We start from the raw sequence: 16,863 nt of genomic DNA on the forward strand, positions 1-16,863 counted from the left end.
CGAACAGGGCGCCGAGCGGCCCGACTTCTCCGGCTGGAGCTGCCCGCTTCCGCTGCGCGACCACCCCCGGGTGGTGATGGGCCACGGCGGCGGCGGAGCGCTCTCCGCCGAACTCGTGCAGAACGTCTTCGCGCCGGCCTTCGGTGGCCCGCTGCTGGCCGGGCTCGGTGACTCCGCCGTGCTGGAACTCGGCGGCGCCCGGCTCGCCTTCTCCACCGACTCCTACGTGGTGCGGCCGCTGTTCTTCCCCGGCGGCTGCATCGGCGACCTCGCCGTCAACGGCACGGTCAACGACCTCGCCATGAGCGGGGCCCGGGCGGCCTACCTGTCCTGCGGCTTCATCCTGGAGGAGGGGGTGGAGACGGCCGTGGTGGACCGGGTCGCCAGGGCCATCGGCGCCGCCGCCCGCACCGCCGGGGTCGAGATCGCCACCGGGGACACCAAGGTGGTCGAGGCCGGGCACGGCGACGGCATCTACCTGAACACCGCGGGCATCGGGCTCGTGCCGGCCGGGGTCGACATCCGGCCCCAGCGTGCCCGGCCCGGCGACGTGGTGATCGTCAGCGGCCCGATCGGGCTGCACGGCGTGGCGATCATGAGCGTCCGTGAGGGACTGGAGTTCGGCGTCGACGTGCGCAGCGACAGCGCGGCGCTCGGCGGCCTGGTCGAGGCGATGCTCGCGGCCACGGCCGACCTGCACGTGCTGCGCGACCCCACCCGGGGCGGCCTGGCGGCGGCGCTCAACGAGATCGCGGCCGCGGCGGGGGTGGGCGTCGTGCTCAGCGAGAGCGCCGTCCCCGTCCCGGAGGCGGTGGCCAACGCCTGCTCGGTGCTGGGTCTGGACCCGATGTACATCGCCAACGAGGGCCGGCTCGTCGCCTTCGTCCCACGCGGTTCGGCGGACGCCGTGCTCGCCGCCATGCGCGCCCACCCGCTCGGCGCGGAGGCGGTGGCGATCGGCGAGTGCGTCGAGGAGCACCCGGGGATGGTCGTGGCCCGCACCGGTTTCGGCGGGACCCGCGTGGTCGACCTGCCGATGGGCGAACAGCTGCCGCGGATCTGCTGACGGCACGTGTGCCGGTGCCGTGCGTGCCGACGGCGCGTGGGCCGGTGCCCCGGGGACTCCTCCCGGGGCACCGGTGCGTCGCACCGGTCGGATCAGGAGGTGGTCTCGGCGGTGCAGGTGCCGAGCTGGTCACCGGGCTGGATGGTGCCGTCGCCGAAGGTCTGGTTCATGACCGTGGCGAACTCGGGCAGCACGCTCATCCGGATGTCGGAGAGCGCGAGGTCGACCCGGGGCGGGACCACGGACTGCACGTCGGGGCTGATCTGGGGCCGGGTGGGGATGTCGTACACCGGGATGCGGGCGCCCGCCGGGTCGCTGCTGGTCTGTACGACGAACGTGCTGTCGCCGGAGAGGCTGCCCTCGAGGTTCGAGACCTGTACGTAGTTGCCGGAGGCGTCGGTGAGGGTGAATCCCCCCTTGGCCGCCGTACGGATGTACACGGAGTTCGCCAGCGAGACGGGGTCGCCGACGGAGGTGAGATCGACGGTGACCGTCCCGGTGGCGTTGACGTCCCGGAAGGAGGAGGCGCCGGCGCCCGGGGTGAGGGCCTTGAAGGTGACACCGTCCTTCGCCCAGGACAGCGTGCACTCGGCGCTTCCGGTGCTCATGTTCATGGTGACCGAGGCGCCCGCGAAGGCGACGTGGGCGAGGGCGAGGGTGCCGGCGAGGCCCACGGCGACGGCGGCCATCGTTTTCGGGGACATGGTTGTCGGGGACATCTGCGAAGACTCCTGGTGTGCCGGGTGGATCCCCCGGGCTCCCAGCCTTCCGGGCCCGGAGGCGCCCGGCAATCCGGCCGAGCCCGGTAGCGTCATCACCCACGGTCACAAACGGGGCCCACCCACTTTCCCCGGCCGCTCTCCCCGGCCGTCCTCACCGCAGCACGGACTCCAGGAAGTCGCTGCCCAGCCGGGCCACGACCGAGATGTCGAGCTGGTGGAGGACGTAACGGCCCCGGCGCTGGGTGATGACCAGCCCGGCCTTCTTCAGCACGGCGAGGTGGCGCGAGACCTCCGGGGCGGTGATGCCGTACGCGTCGGCCAGCTCGCTCGTCGAGTACGCGCCGCGCGCGAGGTTGCGGCAGAGGCTCATCCGCAGGGGATGGGTCAGCGCGTCCAGGCGCAGCTTGACCGTCTCCACCGGCTCGGTGCCGCCGACCTCGCGGGTGGCGGCCGGGTACTGGATCACGGGCTGCCAGCCCGCCCCGTACAGGGTGAAGAGGTGGGGCCAGCCGAAGACGGTCGGCAGCAGCGTGAGGGCGGTTTCGCGGGCCTCGGTGCGGCCCTGGACGAGCTTGTCGACGACGATCCGGCTGCCGTGCTCGTCCTCCTCCAGGCTCAGCGCCGGTGACGCCGCCGCGAGCGCCTCCGCCAGGCCCTTGCGGCGCAGCAACTCGGTCTTGTGCTGGGCGTCGGCGGCGAGCTGGACGCGGACCCGGCGCCAGGTGTCGGCGAAGAACGCCTGGTCGCAGTCCTCCAGGAGGCGCCGGATCCATGCCCGCACGGTGGTGGGTTCGGCGAGCATCCGCTCGACGAACGCCGTCTGGCGCGGGCCGCGAGCCGCCGCCAGGTCGAGCGCGCGGCGCCGTGACGACGCGTCGACCAGGGGAGAGGGCAGGCCCTTGGGGTAGTGGCTGATGCTGCACGAGATCTCCAGGGCCGCGCCGACGAACTTCTCGTCGTCCATGCGGTCGAGGTCGTCCAGTTCCTCGGCGAGGGTCTCCCGGGGCCGGGCCGGCATCAGGAAGTCGGAGCGCGTCGACCCCCACATGAATTCGGCCTCGAGCAGCCGGTCGGCCAGTTCCGGTTCGAGCGCGGCGGCGGTCGTCGTCGTCCACGCCTGCAGTCGGGCGTGGTGGGCGGGCTCGGCCAGCGCGTGCAGCGCGTTGCTCAGCTCGGCCAGGGGCGAGGGGCAGAAGGTGATCCGCTCGTGCGGCAGTCCGGTGATGTCAATGGTCACGCTCACCCCTCCATGGTGCAGGGCCGCTCTCGGGCCGGGTCGGGCGGGGGGAGCCGTCCCGTCATTTGACGGGGGTCGTCAATCGGCGGGACTTGCGGGGCGGCCGGGGTGCACGGTGGGTCCATGAACGCACTGCAGCAGCACCTCTTCGACACCTACCGGGCCGCCCAGCACGCCGAACCGGCCCCGCCGGTCCCCGGGACCCACGACGTCGCGGTGCTCCGCGCGGCCCGCGATCACCGCCGCTTCGAGGCCGTCCTCGCCGGCCGTCCGACCATCGGCCGCCTCCGCCTGGCCCTCCGCCGGCGGCGCCGGGCCGCGGCATGCTAGGGATGGAACTGCTGGACGTTGGTGACCCATGGCTCTCCGACCATGGCGGAGCCCTGTCATGCTCCCTTCGCCGCAACAGCAGCAGGACCGCCAGGCCCAGCGGCGCCTGGCGGTCCTGGGACACGGTGAGGAAGTCACCGGAAACGTCTCGCTGACCTGCCGGTACCACGGGATCAGCCGCTGCGGGAAGCCGGCGGCAACCGTGTCGGCTGCCGGGAGGTCAGGCGGACACGTGGCCGTCGACGAACCCGTGCGGTTCCCCCGGGAGCTTCCCCGGGTTCCGGCGCCGCACCCCCTCCGCCGCGACCAGCGCAGCCGGGACGGCAACGGGTGGCACCGTCCACCACGGCAGGCCGGCCCAGTACGCGAGTGCCGCGGGCCCGGCGCAGGCGAGCATCGTCCAGAAGAAGAGCGACCGGGCGAGGGCGAGCGCGCCGGTACGGCCGGTGAACAGCAGCGCGCCCAGGGCGGCGGCGAGCAGCGCCAGCAGCGCGACGAAGGTGTTCGCTCCGGCGATGAGCTGCGCGTCGTCGCGGGGCTCGTCGAGGGAGGCCTGCGTGACGCCGGCCCGCTCCAGGCCCATCACCTGGCCACGCCACACCTTGCCGTCCACCCGGTCGCCGGGCTTCAGGTCGTCCAGCAGCGGCACGGTGTCGCCGAAGCGCACCGTGCCGCTCCAGAACGGCGCGCCGTTCAGCGTTGCCAGGTGGTCCTTGTGCCGGAGGACCGTGCCGCTGACGGTGAACGGCACGGTGCGCACGCACTCCTCGACCGCCGCGCCCGGGCTGTCGGCCGGACAGGTAGCGGCAGCCGAGTACGAGTGGTACCGCTCGGTGTCGTCCGGCAGCCGGACGGCGAACAGGTACCAGGCGGCCGCCGCCGGGACGAGCGCCGCTGCGGCGAGCAGCGCGCCGCCGGTGCGGATCCCTGGTGAGGGACGGTGGTTCATGACGGTTCTCCCCCCAGTCCGGCGCGTGGCCGAAAAGCCCGGGATGCCGTCGCCGGGGCGTGCCGCCCCGCCCCTTCCGGGGTCGGACGGCGCCGGGCGGCCGGAACGCCGGACGGTGTCGCAGTTCTCGGAATCCGTCCGAAGGTCGCTGAAGCCCTCGGAAGAGGGTGCCGGAGCCGGCGTGAGGAGCGGCGGGTCCGCAGCCGCGGCCGGGCCGACGGTGTGCCGGTGGACCTCGCGTCGAGCGCCACGCACACCACCCCCGGACCGGCCCGCGGACACAGCTGTCCCCTGTTCGCCGACCAGGCTTCCCGGCACTCCTTCGCGCACGGTACCGGACACCGACCATGCTTCGCACGCCAGTTCACCGGGGCGCCAGAACCGAGCCTGCCGACCGAACTCCTCGTGAGCGGCCGTGCGCGTGGAGCGGATTTCCTCTCTCGCCTGGCTCATCCGGTCCAAGCCGAACCCCGGGCAAGACCTCGGGAAAGTCGGTGACTTCGAGGTCCCGCGACGTCCTGGCAGCCCAGACCTCCAACCGGCCCCGGAGCTACCAACGCCAACCCGGCGAACCCATGCGGTCACTGCACTGAGTTCTGACCGCTCCACCGGCGGCACCCCATTGCCCCCAGGCGCCTGGAGCTTCCCCCGGCCGTTCAGAGGGGTCCACCGAGAACGCCGCGCATGTCCGCTCGCCGCTGCGCCGTCGACGACTTGGCACAGCATCCCGACTTCCATGCAGAGCGTCTGCTCAACCGTCAGGAGCCGCCGACCGGAGGGACCCGACTTCTAACCTCCTTGGTGAGAGCGGTCGCCTCCATCCGAGCGCGGCCTGTTGTCACCACGGGAGGGGAATTCCATGATCAAGGTTCGGACTTTCGCAGCGGCCTCCGTCGCCGCGGCCTCGCTCGCGCTCGGAGCCGCCGTGACACCGGCGTCGGCGACCGCTCAGACGGCGCCAACCCCGAACGGGCCCACCATCGTCAGCGTCAAGGACGTCACCGAGAGCCCGGACAGCACGAGTGCCATCGGCGGAAGCTGCCAGGCCCCCGTCTCCGACGGCGCGCCCGCCGCACCCTACCTGTGCGACACCAGGGTCGTTCGCATGCTCTGGTCGGACAACCGGCTCGAGTACGTGCTCGTCGGAACCGACCGCCGAGTCTGGCACACCTACCAGGCCACCGCGAACGGATCATGGTCCAACTGGGACCTCTTCGGCGACAGCAGTGGCGTGCAGAACGGCGTCTGGGTCAAGGACCTCAACGGAGCCCCCCTCCTGCAGGTGACCGGAAGCCTCGGCGGCCGCTGGTGCAACACCCTCAACAGCAGCGGCACGTGGACCGACTGGTACCTCTGCCCGCTGCCCGTATGACAGCCGGGTAGCCGGCGGGCGGGCGCCCGCCCTTGGGCGGCGAGATCCACGGACGCGGGACGGGCTTGCGCATCACCCGGTCCGACCCGCAGCCGACGGACCTGGCGGTCGGTCACATCGGCGACGTCGTCTTCGGGGTCGAGGCGGGCCGCGTCCAACAGCCGGCACCAGGAGGTGCGGCCCGTCTCCAGCGCGGCGACGAAGGAGTAGGGTCAGCCGGGGATCGTCAGGTGCCGATCCCCGGCCGCGGCCGTAGGTGTGACAGAACAGCCCGCGAGGGCTGGACCTCGGGAGCACGCGGGGCCCACCCGGCTGGCCAGCCGGTCAGGAGTAGAGCCGGTAGCTGTAGTACGTGGTGGTCTGGTCCGTGGAGCAGCTCTGGCACAGGTCGTAGTAGTTGCCGCTACAGCCGAACTGACGGTAGAGCAGCACCCGCTGGTCCGTGTGGTTACGGACGTACGTGGCGACGGTGTCCCTGAAGGTGCCGCAGACGCCCGACGTCGGGTTGGTGCGAGTCCACTCCACCCCCTGGGAGCCGGTCCACTGCAGCTGGCCGGTGGCGGCGTAGGCGTCGGTGGACAGGCCCAGCGTCAGCAGCGTCGCTCCCAGCAGCGCGCCTGCGGTCCGCGCATACCTTGTGACACTCTTCTTGACGTTCATTGACGTCCCTTTCCGGTCCCGGGCCACCCGGTAGTGGTGGCGGCTGTGTCAACAGCAGCACGCGCCGCGCCGTGGGAACGGAACATTCTCATCAATTCACCCGTATGAGGGATCTGTACGTGCCGAATGCGCCGCCAGGTAGAAGGCCTGAGCGCCAAGGTCCCGACATCTGCGAGACCGACCCCAGTGTCCTGCGTTACTGCTGTCCGACGAGGAGCGGGCCGCGTTGACGCGGTGGGCCCGCAGAGCCTCGTCCGCCCAGGACCGCCGACGAGATCCTCGACTCCCTCCGCCCGATTCTGCCGACGGAGCTCCGGCGCAGGACTAGGACTGGAAGTCGATCCGGGTGGTCGGGTGCGCGGCGGTGATCCGGTCGCGGACCGCCTGGGGAAGCAGGTTGTGTCGCAGGTCGACCACCGTCAGGTCGGGGAGCGTGTCGAAATCCGCCGGCAGGTCCTTGAGTTCGTTGGAGGACATGTCGACGGTCCGCAGCCGGCGGAACGTCCCGATCCCGGCGAAGTGCTCGGGCTTGGGCTTGTGGCGCTTGGTGTTCCTGCGCCATCGGTCGATCCGGAGTTCCTCCAGCCCGGTCAGCTCCATGGCGAACAGCTCCCGCAGGAAGATGTGTCCCGGCTCGGGGGCGCTGAAGCGGTTGGAGTGCCCGCTGAAGCCGAGGACCCGCAGAGCGGGCAGGCGGCCGAGGTCCGGCAGCGGGTCGCGCACCAGGCCGAGGCTGCCGCCGAGGTCGAGTTCTTCGAGTCGGGTCAGCCGGAGCAGGCTGTCCGGGACGGTCTCGAAGAAGTTGCCGCTCAGGTCGAGCCGGCGCAGGTTCGGGAAGGTGGTGACGGCCTCGGGGAAGGTGCGCAGGCTGCCGTGGGCCATGGACACGTCCTCGATGCCGGTCAGGCCGTGCGCGGAGTCGGGGAACACGACGTCGGTCACGTCGGCGACCAGCTTCCGCAGCGCGACCAGACCGCCGAAGGTGTCCGGCAGGACGAACCGCGTCACCTCGGGCAGGTCCCACTGGGTCGTCGTCGTGTCGGTGGTGACGGACAGGTAGGAGATGTCGAGTTCCTCCAGGGCGGTGAGCCGGCCGACAGCGGCCGGCAGGGTGAACTCGACCGCGTCCCCGTCCGGGGTCCGGTTGCCGGCGACGCACAGCACCCGGAGCGCGGCCAGGTCGCCGACCGATTCCGGCAGGGCGGTCAGTTCGCAGTGGCGCACCGACAGGTGCTCCAGCCGGATGAGCGTGCCGAGCGCCTCGGGTAGCTCGCCGATCGGGTTGCCGTCCAGGATCAGGGTGCGCAGCCACGGCATCCGGAGCACCTCGGCGGGGAACGCCCGGAGTTTGCGACCGGTCAGGTCGAGGTGCTCCACCCGGTCGGCCAGAGCCCGGGACACTTCATCACCGGCCGACTCGATCGCCGACCGGGCTCCGGGCCGCAGGACCGGCAGCCCGGCCTGCAGCCGGTCCAGGAACGCGTCGACGTCCAGGCAGCCGTCCTCCGCGTCGACGACCTCGGGCACGAACGCCTCGACGATGCTGTCCCCGACGGCGAAGTCGGCGTCATCGGCATCGCCGTAGTTGTCCACCCAGCGCGCGCCCTGGGCGCAGACTTCCATGTGGTGGTCGAAGTCGATCACCCAAGGGGTCTCGATGATCCCGGTCACCAGGGAGCCGTGGTTGTAGTAGCCGTGGACCAGGTGGGTGAAGGCGCCGTCGTGGATGTGGATCTCCGCTTCGCCGCCCTCCAGGGTCTCGGCCTCGGTGCGACCGCCGACGTAGAGCCCGGGCCGGTCGTCGTAGAGTGCGATCGGGCCGTTGACCGTCAGGTCGCCAGTGACCACGATCAACTCGACGTCGCCCTCGGCGTCTGCGCCGCGCAGTTCGTTGACGGCAGTCAGGAAGTCTCCGTCGAGGGTGAGGTCGCCGTCGAAGAACAGCACCTCGGCGTAGCCGGGCGACGCTCCCGCGCCCTCGAACACGGCGGACAACGCGCCGCCCAGACGGGCATCGGCATCGGCATGGGACAGGGACGCGGGCACGGCGGAGTTCGACATGGGGGCGAGCATAGGTCCGGGCTGTGACAGCCGTACCGGAAGGTCCAGCGCCGGCGTGAGGCTGCCGAACGTGAGAGGACCCGGGAGCGTAGCCTGCTCCCGGGCCCCTGTTTGCCGCCCAATTGCTCACACCGGCACGTTTAAGAGCCGCGGATCAGGTTGAGATCGACGCGTTCTACCTTTGAACTACCGTGCCACGGAGCGGCACAGACAGGACTTGAACCTGCATTCGTCGATGTTCGTCCGCGCCCGGTCGATCCGGTGTTCGGCGGCGAATGCTGAGACTGGAGCGAGAGTCTGAGATTCATGGGGTCTGCCTCTGCCTGCTTGGGCTACCCCGGCCGGTGGTGCCGGGGGGAGGCCTCGAACCTCCACTGTGACCCCTGGTCAGCGTCAACGTCAGTGTCAGCTTTTCGCACCGTGCAGCGCACCCGCCCGGCTTCCCGGACAGGGTTCGACACGCTCGGTGCACCCGCCCGGCTCCCCGGGCGGGCGATCGTGAGGCTACCGGAACAGGTAGCCGAAGACGGCGTCGCCCACCCTCTTGTCGGTGACCTCGACCGCGTTGGCCTCCTCGCGGGCGAACTTGACCGCCTGCTGGAGCTTCTCCACCCGCTCGGCGAGCTCGTTCACCCGGCGGGCCGGCAGCGCGCCGGAGAACTTGACCGTGGTCCAGTAGCCGACCGCGATGTCCTCGTAGTAGACCTCGACCTGGGCCGGGTGCTTCTCCGTGGCCTCGACCTTGACGTGGTTGCGCGGTACCTTCTTGGTCCGGATGGTGCGCACCGGCTCGGTCTTCCAGGAGTCGGTGGACGGGTCGAGGTTCCAGGACTCGGAGGCGTCCAGCACCGGGAGCTTCTTCACGAAGGTGAAGAGGTCGGTGAGCTGCTTCTCCAGGAAGAGCAGGTACGGCACCGGCACCTGGGCGAGGAGCACCTGGCCGTCGACCACCACGTCGGCGCCGGCACCGATGTTGGCCCAGTCCTTGGTGGCCGTCACGTCGAAGAGCCGGGTGAGGGTCTGCGCGGTGGAGCGCAGGATGTCCTCGGCCTTCATCTGCACCCGGGTCGACTCGGGCGGCAGCTGCTCGCCCTCCTCGTCCTTGGGCTGGTAGGTGCGGGAGATCCCGGCCAGCAGCGCGGGCTTCTGCAGGTCCTGGTGGGCCTGCGTCAGTTCCTGGAAGGACTTGGACTTGACGCCCTTTTCAACGGCGATGATCTGGTTCAGCTTTGCCACGTCCGGGACGCTATCAGCCCCGAACTGATCGGCGACAACTAATTATTGACCGGCCGGCTGCCATTGCCGGGTTCGACGGGCAACCCGGACCGTACGGGCGTTCGGTGGCGGGCGGGACGCGAAGACCTCGGGTGCGCGGGGCGCTGGTCCGATGGGGTGGTGTCCCAGGGCTCCCGGCCCCGTCCGGGGAAGGGGGAACGGGGCGGTGGCGGTCAGCGGGTTAGGTTCGGACCCGTGACCGGCAACGACGTGGTTCTGGCGCTGGTGGTGGCCACCGCTCTGGCATTCGACTTCACCAACGGGTTTCACGACACCGGCAACGCCATGGCGACGTCGATCGTCACCGGCGCCCTCCCGCCGCGGGTCGCGGTCGGCGTCTCGGCGGTGCTGAACCTGGTGGGCGCGTTCCTGTCGACCGCGGTCGCCGCGACGATCGCCGGCGGTCTGGTGCAGAGCCACGACGTGACGTTGACCGTGGTCATGGCGGGCCTGACCGGCAGCATCCTCTGGAACCTGACGACCTGGTACGTCGGGATCCCGTCGAGTTCCTCGCACGCGCTGATCGGCGGCGTGGTCGGGGCGACCATAGCGGCGGCCGGCACCTCCGCCGTGAAGTGGCACGGCCTCGTCGACAAGGTGATCGTGCCGGCCGCGCTGTCGCCGTTCATCGCCGGCTCCGTCGCCGCGCTCGGCACCTACCTCGTCTACCGCGTCACCCGCGGAATCGCCGAGGGCCGGCGCACGCAGGGCTTCCGGAGCGGCCAGGTCGGTTCGGCCTGCATGGTCTCGCTCGCCCACGGCACCAACGACGCGCAGAAGACCATGGGGGTCATCACGCTGGCGCTGATCGCCAACGGAACGCTGAGCGCCGGGGCGAAAGCCCCGACGTGGGTGATCGCGTCCTGCGCCATGGCCATCGCGCTGGGCACCTACATCGGCGGCTGGCGGGTCATCAGGGCGCTGGGCAAGGGACTGGTGGAGATCGAACCGCCGCAGGGGATGGCCAGCGAGTCGGCCTCGGCCGCGGTCATCCTCTGCTCCGCGAACTTTGGCTACTCGCTCTCCACCACCCACGTCGCCACCGGGTCGATCCTCGGCTCGGGGGTCGGCAGGAAGGGCGCGGTCGTCCGGTGGAACATCGCCCGCCGCATGGTGGTGGCCTGGGTGCTCACCCTCCCGGCGGCGGGGCTGGTCGGGGCGCTGGCCTACTGGGTCGCGAACGGGATCGGCGGAACCGCGGGTGTCGTGACCATCTTCGTCGTCCTGGTGCTGGCCTCGATCGCCTTCTTCCTCGCATCCCGCCATCCGGCCGTCACCCCGGAGAACGTCAACGCCGCGTGGACCGGTTCGGTCGTCCCGGAGCCCGCGCCCGCCACCGACGAGGTGGCCTCGTGAACTCCTGGATCGACCTCAACGCGCTGTGGAAGATCATCGTGGTCGGATTCCTCGCCGGCGCCGGCCTTCCCGCGCTGTTCGCCGTCGGCGTGCGCGCCCTCAACCCACCGGTCGGGATCGACGAGGCCGGGGTCTCCCGCCGCGCCGCCGGAGCGCTCGGCCACACCGTCGCCGCGCTGTGCTTCGCGGTGGTCCTCGCCGCGATCGGCTGGGGCATCTACATCATCGTCAACCACAGCTGAGCGCCCGGCCCACGCCCGCAGATCGCCCGCCCGTGACCGAGCACGGCGGCGCGGATCCTCCAGGCGCCGTCGGCCGTCGGGGCGGGCAGAGCGCCGGCGCCAGGCGAACGGGCGGATCGACCACCCGTTGTGCGCCCGTGGCCAGTACTTCAGCGATGACGCCGGGAACCTCTACGAGGTCATGTCCCCGCGGTAGCGGGCTCCGCCCGGCCGACGCCCGAGGTCTTGTAGCCCTGCGAGAAGAGTAAATCTGACGGCATTTCGGACGATGGACGCAAAGGACCTCGTGGCTTTGTCAGTTGAAGGAAACGACTCAAGGGTAGGGGGACGTCTCATGAGAATCGTGGCCGAACCGCTCGGCCCGTGACATGAGTATTCGCACTCGACTCCCGTGCTCGATGACCGTCGGGGACGAGGAGACGTTCATGCCGGCGAGCGCTTACAGGTCTGCCGCCGGGGTTCTCGTGGTCGCCGAGGCCGGGCCGAGTGCGGGAACCGGCGGCCTGCCGCCGTACGGATGTGTCGGGAAAAGCTGACATGTCGGAGTCTTCCGACGCATGGTGGTGGGTATGGCAGCAGTCGATGTGTTCAGCGCGCTGGCCAATCCGGTGCGGCGCGGTCTGCTGGAGGCGCTGCGGGACGGTCCGCGCGCCGCCGGTGATCTCGCCGGCCGGTTCGCGCTCAGCAGGCCGGCGGTCTCCGAGCACCTGTCGGTGCTCAGGAACGCGGGGTTGGTACGGGAGGAGCCGCGAGGGCGGCATCGCTACTACCACCTCGAAGCGAGGCCACTCGCCGAGGTGGGCGACTGGCTGCACCCCTTCGAGCACTACTGGCGCGGCCGGATGGCGGCGCTGGCCGACCTGATCGACGAGGAGAACCCGTGACCACCGACCCGACCGTCATCCGCTGCGACCAGTTCATCGCCCATTCGCCCGCGGCGGTCTGGAGGGCCCTGACCGACCCCGACCTGCATGCGAAGTGGTGGGCCGCCGGAGACGTGCGGCCCGTCGTGGGCCACCGCTTCACCCTGGACATGGGGCCCTGGGGGCAGCAGGCGTGCGAGGTGCTCGCCGTCGAGCCCGAGCGCCTGCTGCGCTACAGCTTCGCGCCGGGCGCGCTGGACACCACGATCACCTGGCAGCTGGTCCCGGAGGGGAACGGCACGCGCCTGCTCCTCGAGCACGCCGGTTTCGACCTGGACTCCCCGCTGGGCAGGGCCGCACTCGAAGGCATGGGGCGTGGATGGCCCGATGTCCTGCTGCGCATCGAGCCGGTCCTCGCCGCGGAAGCCCGGTAGGGGTCGGAGCGGCCGCCCCTGGAGGGCGCACGAAGGGTGGTGGTCGGGGAAGAGGTCCTTCCCCGACCGCCACCCTTCGGTGCGTCGGGGCCGGTTCCGGTCCCCACGTCCGTGTGCGGGTTGGGGCTTCCCGGAGCGGGGAATTCCATTCCGGTGTTCACATGGTGAGCAGGTCGCAAGTGGAGTTTTGACATTCCGCTTAGCTTCATACAGTCTTCTCGGCATGTCTGACCGTCACCCGATCGAGTGCGCCGCCATAGAGCTGGCGCTGATCGGCGTGGCCGCGCACTGCGTTTCCGACAATCTCTGTCGCTGAATCCGCCTGCCCCGACGTGTTCCTGCGGTGATCGCCGCGTCGGGGCGTCGCCCCTCCCTGCGGGCGCGGTGCCGCTCATCCTTTCCGAGGCCTCACTGTCGCCCGCCTTCCTCCGTGCACCATCGGTAGCGAAAGGCTCCCTTTCCGATGTCTCGAACCACCTTCACCCCTCGCCGCCTCGCCACGGCGACCGTCACCGTCGCGCTCGTCGTCGGACTGGCGGCGTGCGGACCGAAGGCCGACGGCGGTGGTGGCACCGGCAAGGACGCCGCGCCGCAGCAGGGCGGCACCCTCACCGTCCTCAACCAGAACCCGCAGGAGCAGTTCGACCCCGCACGGCTCTACACCTCCGGCGGCGGCAACGTGCCCTCGCTCGTCTTCCGCACCCTCACCACCCGCAACCGGGCCGACGGCTCGGCCGGAACCAAGGTCGTCCCGGACCTCGCCACCGACACCGGCACCCCCTCGGAGGGCGCCACCGTCTGGACGTACCACCTCAAGGACGGCCTGAAGTTCGAGGACGGCTCGCCGATCACCACCGCCGACATCAAGTACGGCATCGAAAGGTCATTCGCCCCCGAACTCTCCGGTGGCGCACCGTTCCTGAGGGACTGGCTGGTCGGCGCCGCCGACTACCAGGGCCCGTACAAGGACGGCCGCACCCTGGACGCCATCGAGACGCCGGACGAGAAGACCATCGTCTTCCGCCTCAACAAGCCCGAGGGCGACTTCCCGTACCTGGCCACCCAGACGCAGTTCGCCCCCGTCCCGAAGGCCAAGGACACCGGTACGAAGTACCAGGACCACCCCGTCTCCTCCGGCCCCTACCAGGTCGTCAAGAACGAGAACGACGGCGCGCACCTCGTCCTCAAGCGCAACCCCAACTGGTCGGCGGCCACGGACGACCAGCGCAAGGCCTACCCCGACACCGTCGACGTGCAGTCCGGCCTCGACCCGGCGGTGATCAACCAGCGCCTCAGCGCCGGCACCGGCGCCGACGCGGCCGCCGTCACCACCGACACCAACCTCGGCCCCTCCGAACTCGCCCAGGTGAGGGACGACAAGGCCCTCGCCGCCCGCGTCGGCACCGGCCACTTCGGCTACGTCAACTACCTGGCGTTCAACCCCAAGGTCAAGCCCTTCGACAACCCCAAGGTCCGGCAGGCCGTCGCCTACGCCATCAACCGCACCTCGGTCGTCAACGCCGCCGGCGGATCCTCGCTCGCCGAGGCAGCCACCACCTACCTGCCCAACCAGGAGACCTTCGGGTACACGCCGAGCGACCCGTTCCCGGCCGGCGCCACCGGCAACCCGGAGAAGGCCAAGGAGCTGCTGAAGGAGGCCGGTTACCCGGACGGCCTGACCATCACGCTCACCCACTCCAGCGCCGTGGGCAAGGGCTACGGCCCGGACCTGGCCACCGCCGTCCAGGACGGCCTGAAGGCGGCCGGGATCACCGTCCAGCTGGAAGCCCTGGACTCCACCCGGTACTCCAAGACGATCCACACCGTCAGCACCGAGCCCGGTCTCTTCCTCTCCGGATGGGGCGCCGACTGGCCGTCCGGCGGCCCGTTCCTCGCGCCGATCTTCGACGGCCGGCAGATCGTCACCGACGGCTACAACTTCAACTCCGCGCAGCTGGACGACCCTTCGGTGAACGACGAGATCGACCAGATCAACAAGATCACCGACCACGCCGAGGCCGCCAAGCGCTGGGGCGCCCTGGACCAGCGCATCGGTGAGCAGGCCCTCACCGTCCCGCTGTTCCACCCGGTCTACAAGCGGCTGTCCGGCAAGGACGTCCGCAACATCGTGATCAGCGACTGGACCGGCGTGCTCGACATCTCGCAGGTCGCGGTCAAGTAACGGGCGGGAACGGACGGATCGGTCAGACAACCATGGCTCCACAGGAACCCAGCGCCGGGGAGGCCCGCGCGGCCTCCCCGGCCGCCGGGGGACGGCAGGTGTGGCGGCGGCTGCTCGCGCGGCGCGCCGCCCTCGCCGCCGCCCTCGTCATCGTCCTGCTCGCCCTCGTCGCGGTGGCGGCACCGCTGCTCAGCGCGCTCGAAGGCCAGGACCCCACCAGCTACCACAACGACCTGCTCGACTCGGCGGCCGGCGGGGTGCCCACCGGCTCCTTCGGCGGCGTCAGCGCCGAGCACTGGCTGGGCGTCGAACCGGGCACCGGGCGCGACGTGTTCGCCCGGCTCGTCCACGGCGCCCGGATCTCGCTGCTCGTCGCCGTGGGCGCCACCCTCGTCCAGGTCGCCATCGGCGTCCTGCTCGGCCTCGTCGCGGGCCTCGGCAACCGGCTGCTCGACCAGCTGATCGGCAACACCACCGAGGTGATGCTCGCGCTGCCCTCGCTCGTCTTCGCCATCTCGCTCATGGCGGTGGTCCCCTCCGGCTTCCCCCGCCCGCTCCTGTTGACCCTGGTCATCGGGCTGTTGGGCTGGGCCGGCACCTCACGGGTGGTCCGGGCGCAGACGCTCAGCCTCCGGCAGCTCGACTACGTCGCCGCGGCCCGGCTCGCCGGCGCCACCCGCTGGCGCATCGCCCGCCGGGAACTGCTGCCGTCCCTGGCCGCGCCGGTCATCACCTACGCGGCGGTGCTGCTGCCGTCCAACGTGATCGCGGAGGCCGGGCTCTCCTTCCTCGGCGTGGGCGTCAAGCCGCCCACCTCCTCGTGGGGCCAGATGCTCTCCGGGGCGACCACCTGGTTCCGCGCGGACCCGATGTACGTGCTGCTCCCGTCCGCGCTGCTGTTCGCCACCGTGCTCGCCTTCACCGTGCTCGGCGATGCCGTCCGCACCGAGCTCGACCCCCGCGCGGCCTCCCGGCTGCGGGTCGGCACGGCACGCGGCACCGCCGGTGCGGCGCGTGCGGGTGCGGCGAGTGCCGGTTCTCCCACGGCCGGTTCTTCGACCGCCGGTTCTTCGACCGCCGCTGAGGAGGCCACGGCATGACCCGCTTCCTGGTCCGCAAGGCCGTCGGCATGCTCGGCGTCCTGCTCGCACTCTCCCTGATCGTCTACGCGGTCTTCTACATCGCCCCCGGCGACCCCGCCCAGCTGGCCTGCGGCGAGAAGTGCAGCCCCGCCCAGGTCGCCCAGGTGCGCGAACGGCTCGGCCTCGACGCCCCCGTCTACCTCCAGTACGCCCACTTCCTCCAGGGCATCGTCGCCGGCCGCGACTTCAGCGCCGGCACGGGCCTGCTGCACTGCCCGGCGCCCTGCCTGGGCGTCTCCTACCGCAGTGGCGAGCAGGTCACCGACATGATCACCGCCCGGCTCCCGGTGACGGCCTCGCTCGCGCTCGGCGCGATGGTGCTCTGGCTGATCCTCGGGGTCGGCACCGGGCTGCTCTCCGCGCTGCGCCGGGGCCGGCTCAGCGAGCGACTGCTGACCGGGCTGACGCTGGCCGGCAGCTCCGTCCCGGTCTTCGTCATCGGCCTGGTGCTGCTCATCGTCCTGTGCGCCCAGTTCCAGTGGCTGCCGTTCCCGACGTACGTGCCGCTCACCGAGGACCCCCAGCAGTGGTTCTGGGGCCTGTTGCTGCCCTGGATCTCGCTCGCCCTGATCGAGTCCGCCAAGTACGCCCGGCTGACCCGCTCCTCCATGCTGGAGACCCTCGCCGACGACCACATCCGGACCTTCCGGGCGTACGGCGTCAGCGAGCGGCGCCTGGTCACCAGGCACGCGCTGCGCGGCGCGCTCACCCCGGTGATCGCGCTCACCGCCATCGACCTCGGGACGATGTTCGGGTCCGCCGTCCTGACCGAGTCGCTCTTCGGCCTCCCGGGGCTCGGCAAGCTGCTGGTCACCTCGGTCGGCCTGATCGACCTGCCGACCGTCGTCGGCCTCACCCTCGTCACCGGGTTCTGCGTGGTCCTCGCCAACGTCATCGCGGACGTGCTCTACGCGGTGGCCGACCGAAGGGTGGTCCTGACGTGAGCGCCGAACCCCTGAAGGCCGTATCGCC

Annotated in this window: 16 protein-coding genes and 1 pseudogene; 10 read left to right on the forward strand and 7 right to left on the reverse strand. The window is 71.0% G+C overall.

Annotated features, from left to right (window positions below):
- Positions 1–52: 52 nt before the first annotated feature.
- The gene (hypE, locus tag ABZ449_RS16640) at positions 53–1,066 is read left to right on the forward strand and encodes a hydrogenase expression/formation protein HypE (RefSeq protein ID WP_360346171.1); all 1,014 of its coding nucleotides are present in this window, start codon (positions 53–55) and stop codon (positions 1,064–1,066) included.
- 92 nt (positions 1,067–1,158) lie between these two features.
- Here hypE and ABZ449_RS16645 read toward each other — a convergent pair whose 3' ends face one another.
- Together ABZ449_RS16645 and ABZ449_RS16650 are read right to left on the reverse strand one after the other, a co-directional pair.
- Positions 1,159–1,785, reverse strand: coding sequence for a hypothetical protein (locus ABZ449_RS16645; protein WP_360346125.1), 627 nt, complete (start codon positions 1,783–1,785; stop codon positions 1,159–1,161).
- Between the two features lie 154 nt (positions 1,786–1,939).
- Positions 1,940–3,031, reverse strand: coding sequence for a DUF5937 family protein (locus tag ABZ449_RS16650; protein WP_360346127.1), 1,092 nt, complete (start codon positions 3,029–3,031; stop codon positions 1,940–1,942).
- A 117-nt stretch (positions 3,032–3,148) separates the two neighbouring features.
- Here ABZ449_RS16650 and ABZ449_RS16655 point away from each other — a divergent pair, with 117 nt between their 5' ends.
- Positions 3,149–3,355 (forward strand): hypothetical protein, encoded by a 207-nt coding sequence (locus ABZ449_RS16655; protein ID WP_360346129.1) that lies wholly within the window; start codon positions 3,149–3,151, stop codon positions 3,353–3,355.
- 220 nt (positions 3,356–3,575) lie between these two features.
- On the opposite strand, the gene ABZ449_RS16660 is transcribed toward ABZ449_RS16655, so the two are convergent.
- Entirely contained in the window at positions 3,576–4,304 is a 729-nt protein-coding gene (locus tag ABZ449_RS16660; protein ID WP_360346131.1) for a hypothetical protein, read from the reverse strand.
- 859 nt (positions 4,305–5,163) lie between these two features.
- On the opposite strand from ABZ449_RS16660, the gene ABZ449_RS16665 reads away from it, so the two are divergent.
- The gene (locus ABZ449_RS16665) at positions 5,164–5,676 is read left to right on the forward strand and encodes a hypothetical protein (protein ID WP_360346175.1); all 513 of its coding nucleotides are present in this window, start codon (positions 5,164–5,166) and stop codon (positions 5,674–5,676) included.
- Between the two features lie 89 nt (positions 5,677–5,765).
- Here the strand turns inward: ABZ449_RS16665 and ABZ449_RS16670 are convergent.
- From ABZ449_RS16670 to ABZ449_RS16685, 4 genes and pseudogenes are all read right to left on the reverse strand, one after another.
- A pseudogene (locus ABZ449_RS16670) lies at positions 5,766–5,946 on the reverse strand (transposase); the annotation flags it as partial.
- A gap of 54 nt (positions 5,947–6,000) precedes the next feature.
- A complete protein-coding gene (locus ABZ449_RS16675; protein ID WP_360346133.1) occupies positions 6,001–6,336 on the reverse strand; it encodes a hypothetical protein in 336 nt (111 codons plus the stop codon).
- Between the two features lie 324 nt (positions 6,337–6,660).
- Positions 6,661–8,397, reverse strand: coding sequence for a hypothetical protein (locus ABZ449_RS16680; protein WP_360346135.1), 1,737 nt, complete (start codon positions 8,395–8,397; stop codon positions 6,661–6,663).
- 504 nt (positions 8,398–8,901) lie between these two features.
- Complete coding sequence (locus ABZ449_RS16685) at positions 8,902–9,633, reverse strand: hypothetical protein (protein WP_360346137.1); 732 nt, start codon at positions 9,631–9,633, stop codon at positions 8,902–8,904.
- A gap of 234 nt (positions 9,634–9,867) precedes the next feature.
- On the opposite strand from ABZ449_RS16685, the gene ABZ449_RS16690 reads away from it, so the two are divergent.
- The 7 genes from ABZ449_RS16690 (at position 9,868) to ABZ449_RS16720 (ending at position 16,835) form a co-directional block, all read left to right on the forward strand.
- Positions 9,868–11,028 carry an inorganic phosphate transporter gene (locus tag ABZ449_RS16690; protein ID WP_360346139.1) on the forward strand — a complete coding sequence of 387 codons (1,161 nt, stop codon included), beginning with the start codon at positions 9,868–9,870 and terminating at the stop codon, positions 11,026–11,028.
- The gene (locus tag ABZ449_RS16695; RefSeq protein ID WP_360346141.1) at positions 11,025–11,270 is read left to right on the forward strand and encodes a hypothetical protein; all 246 of its coding nucleotides are present in this window, start codon (positions 11,025–11,027) and stop codon (positions 11,268–11,270) included. The genes ABZ449_RS16690 and ABZ449_RS16695 overlap by 4 nt, the downstream gene beginning before the upstream one ends.
- 569 nt (positions 11,271–11,839) lie before the next feature.
- Positions 11,840–12,154 (forward strand): metalloregulator ArsR/SmtB family transcription factor, encoded by a 315-nt coding sequence (locus tag ABZ449_RS16700; protein ID WP_360346143.1) that lies wholly within the window; start codon positions 11,840–11,842, stop codon positions 12,152–12,154.
- The gene (locus ABZ449_RS16705) at positions 12,151–12,567 is read left to right on the forward strand and encodes an SRPBCC domain-containing protein (RefSeq protein ID WP_360346145.1); all 417 of its coding nucleotides are present in this window, start codon (positions 12,151–12,153) and stop codon (positions 12,565–12,567) included. Before ABZ449_RS16700 ends, ABZ449_RS16705 begins: the two co-directional genes overlap by 4 nt.
- Positions 12,568–13,030: 463 nt before the next feature.
- Positions 13,031–14,749 carry an ABC transporter substrate-binding protein gene (locus ABZ449_RS16710; RefSeq protein WP_360346147.1) on the forward strand — a complete coding sequence of 573 codons (1,719 nt, stop codon included), beginning with the start codon at positions 13,031–13,033 and terminating at the stop codon, positions 14,747–14,749.
- Positions 14,750–14,781: 32 nt separating this feature from the next.
- Positions 14,782–15,849 carry an ABC transporter permease gene (locus ABZ449_RS16715; protein ID WP_360346149.1) on the forward strand — a complete coding sequence of 356 codons (1,068 nt, stop codon included), beginning with the start codon at positions 14,782–14,784 and terminating at the stop codon, positions 15,847–15,849.
- On the forward strand, positions 15,846–16,835 hold the full coding sequence (locus ABZ449_RS16720; RefSeq protein ID WP_360346151.1) for an ABC transporter permease: 990 nt from the start codon (positions 15,846–15,848) through the stop codon (positions 16,833–16,835). Before ABZ449_RS16715 ends, ABZ449_RS16720 begins: the two co-directional genes overlap by 4 nt.
- Positions 16,836–16,863 lie beyond the last annotated feature (28 nt).

The sequence above is a fragment of the Kitasatospora sp. NPDC005856 genome, assembly GCF_040629945.1.
GTDB lineage: Bacteria > Actinomycetota > Actinomycetes > Streptomycetales > Streptomycetaceae > Kitasatospora.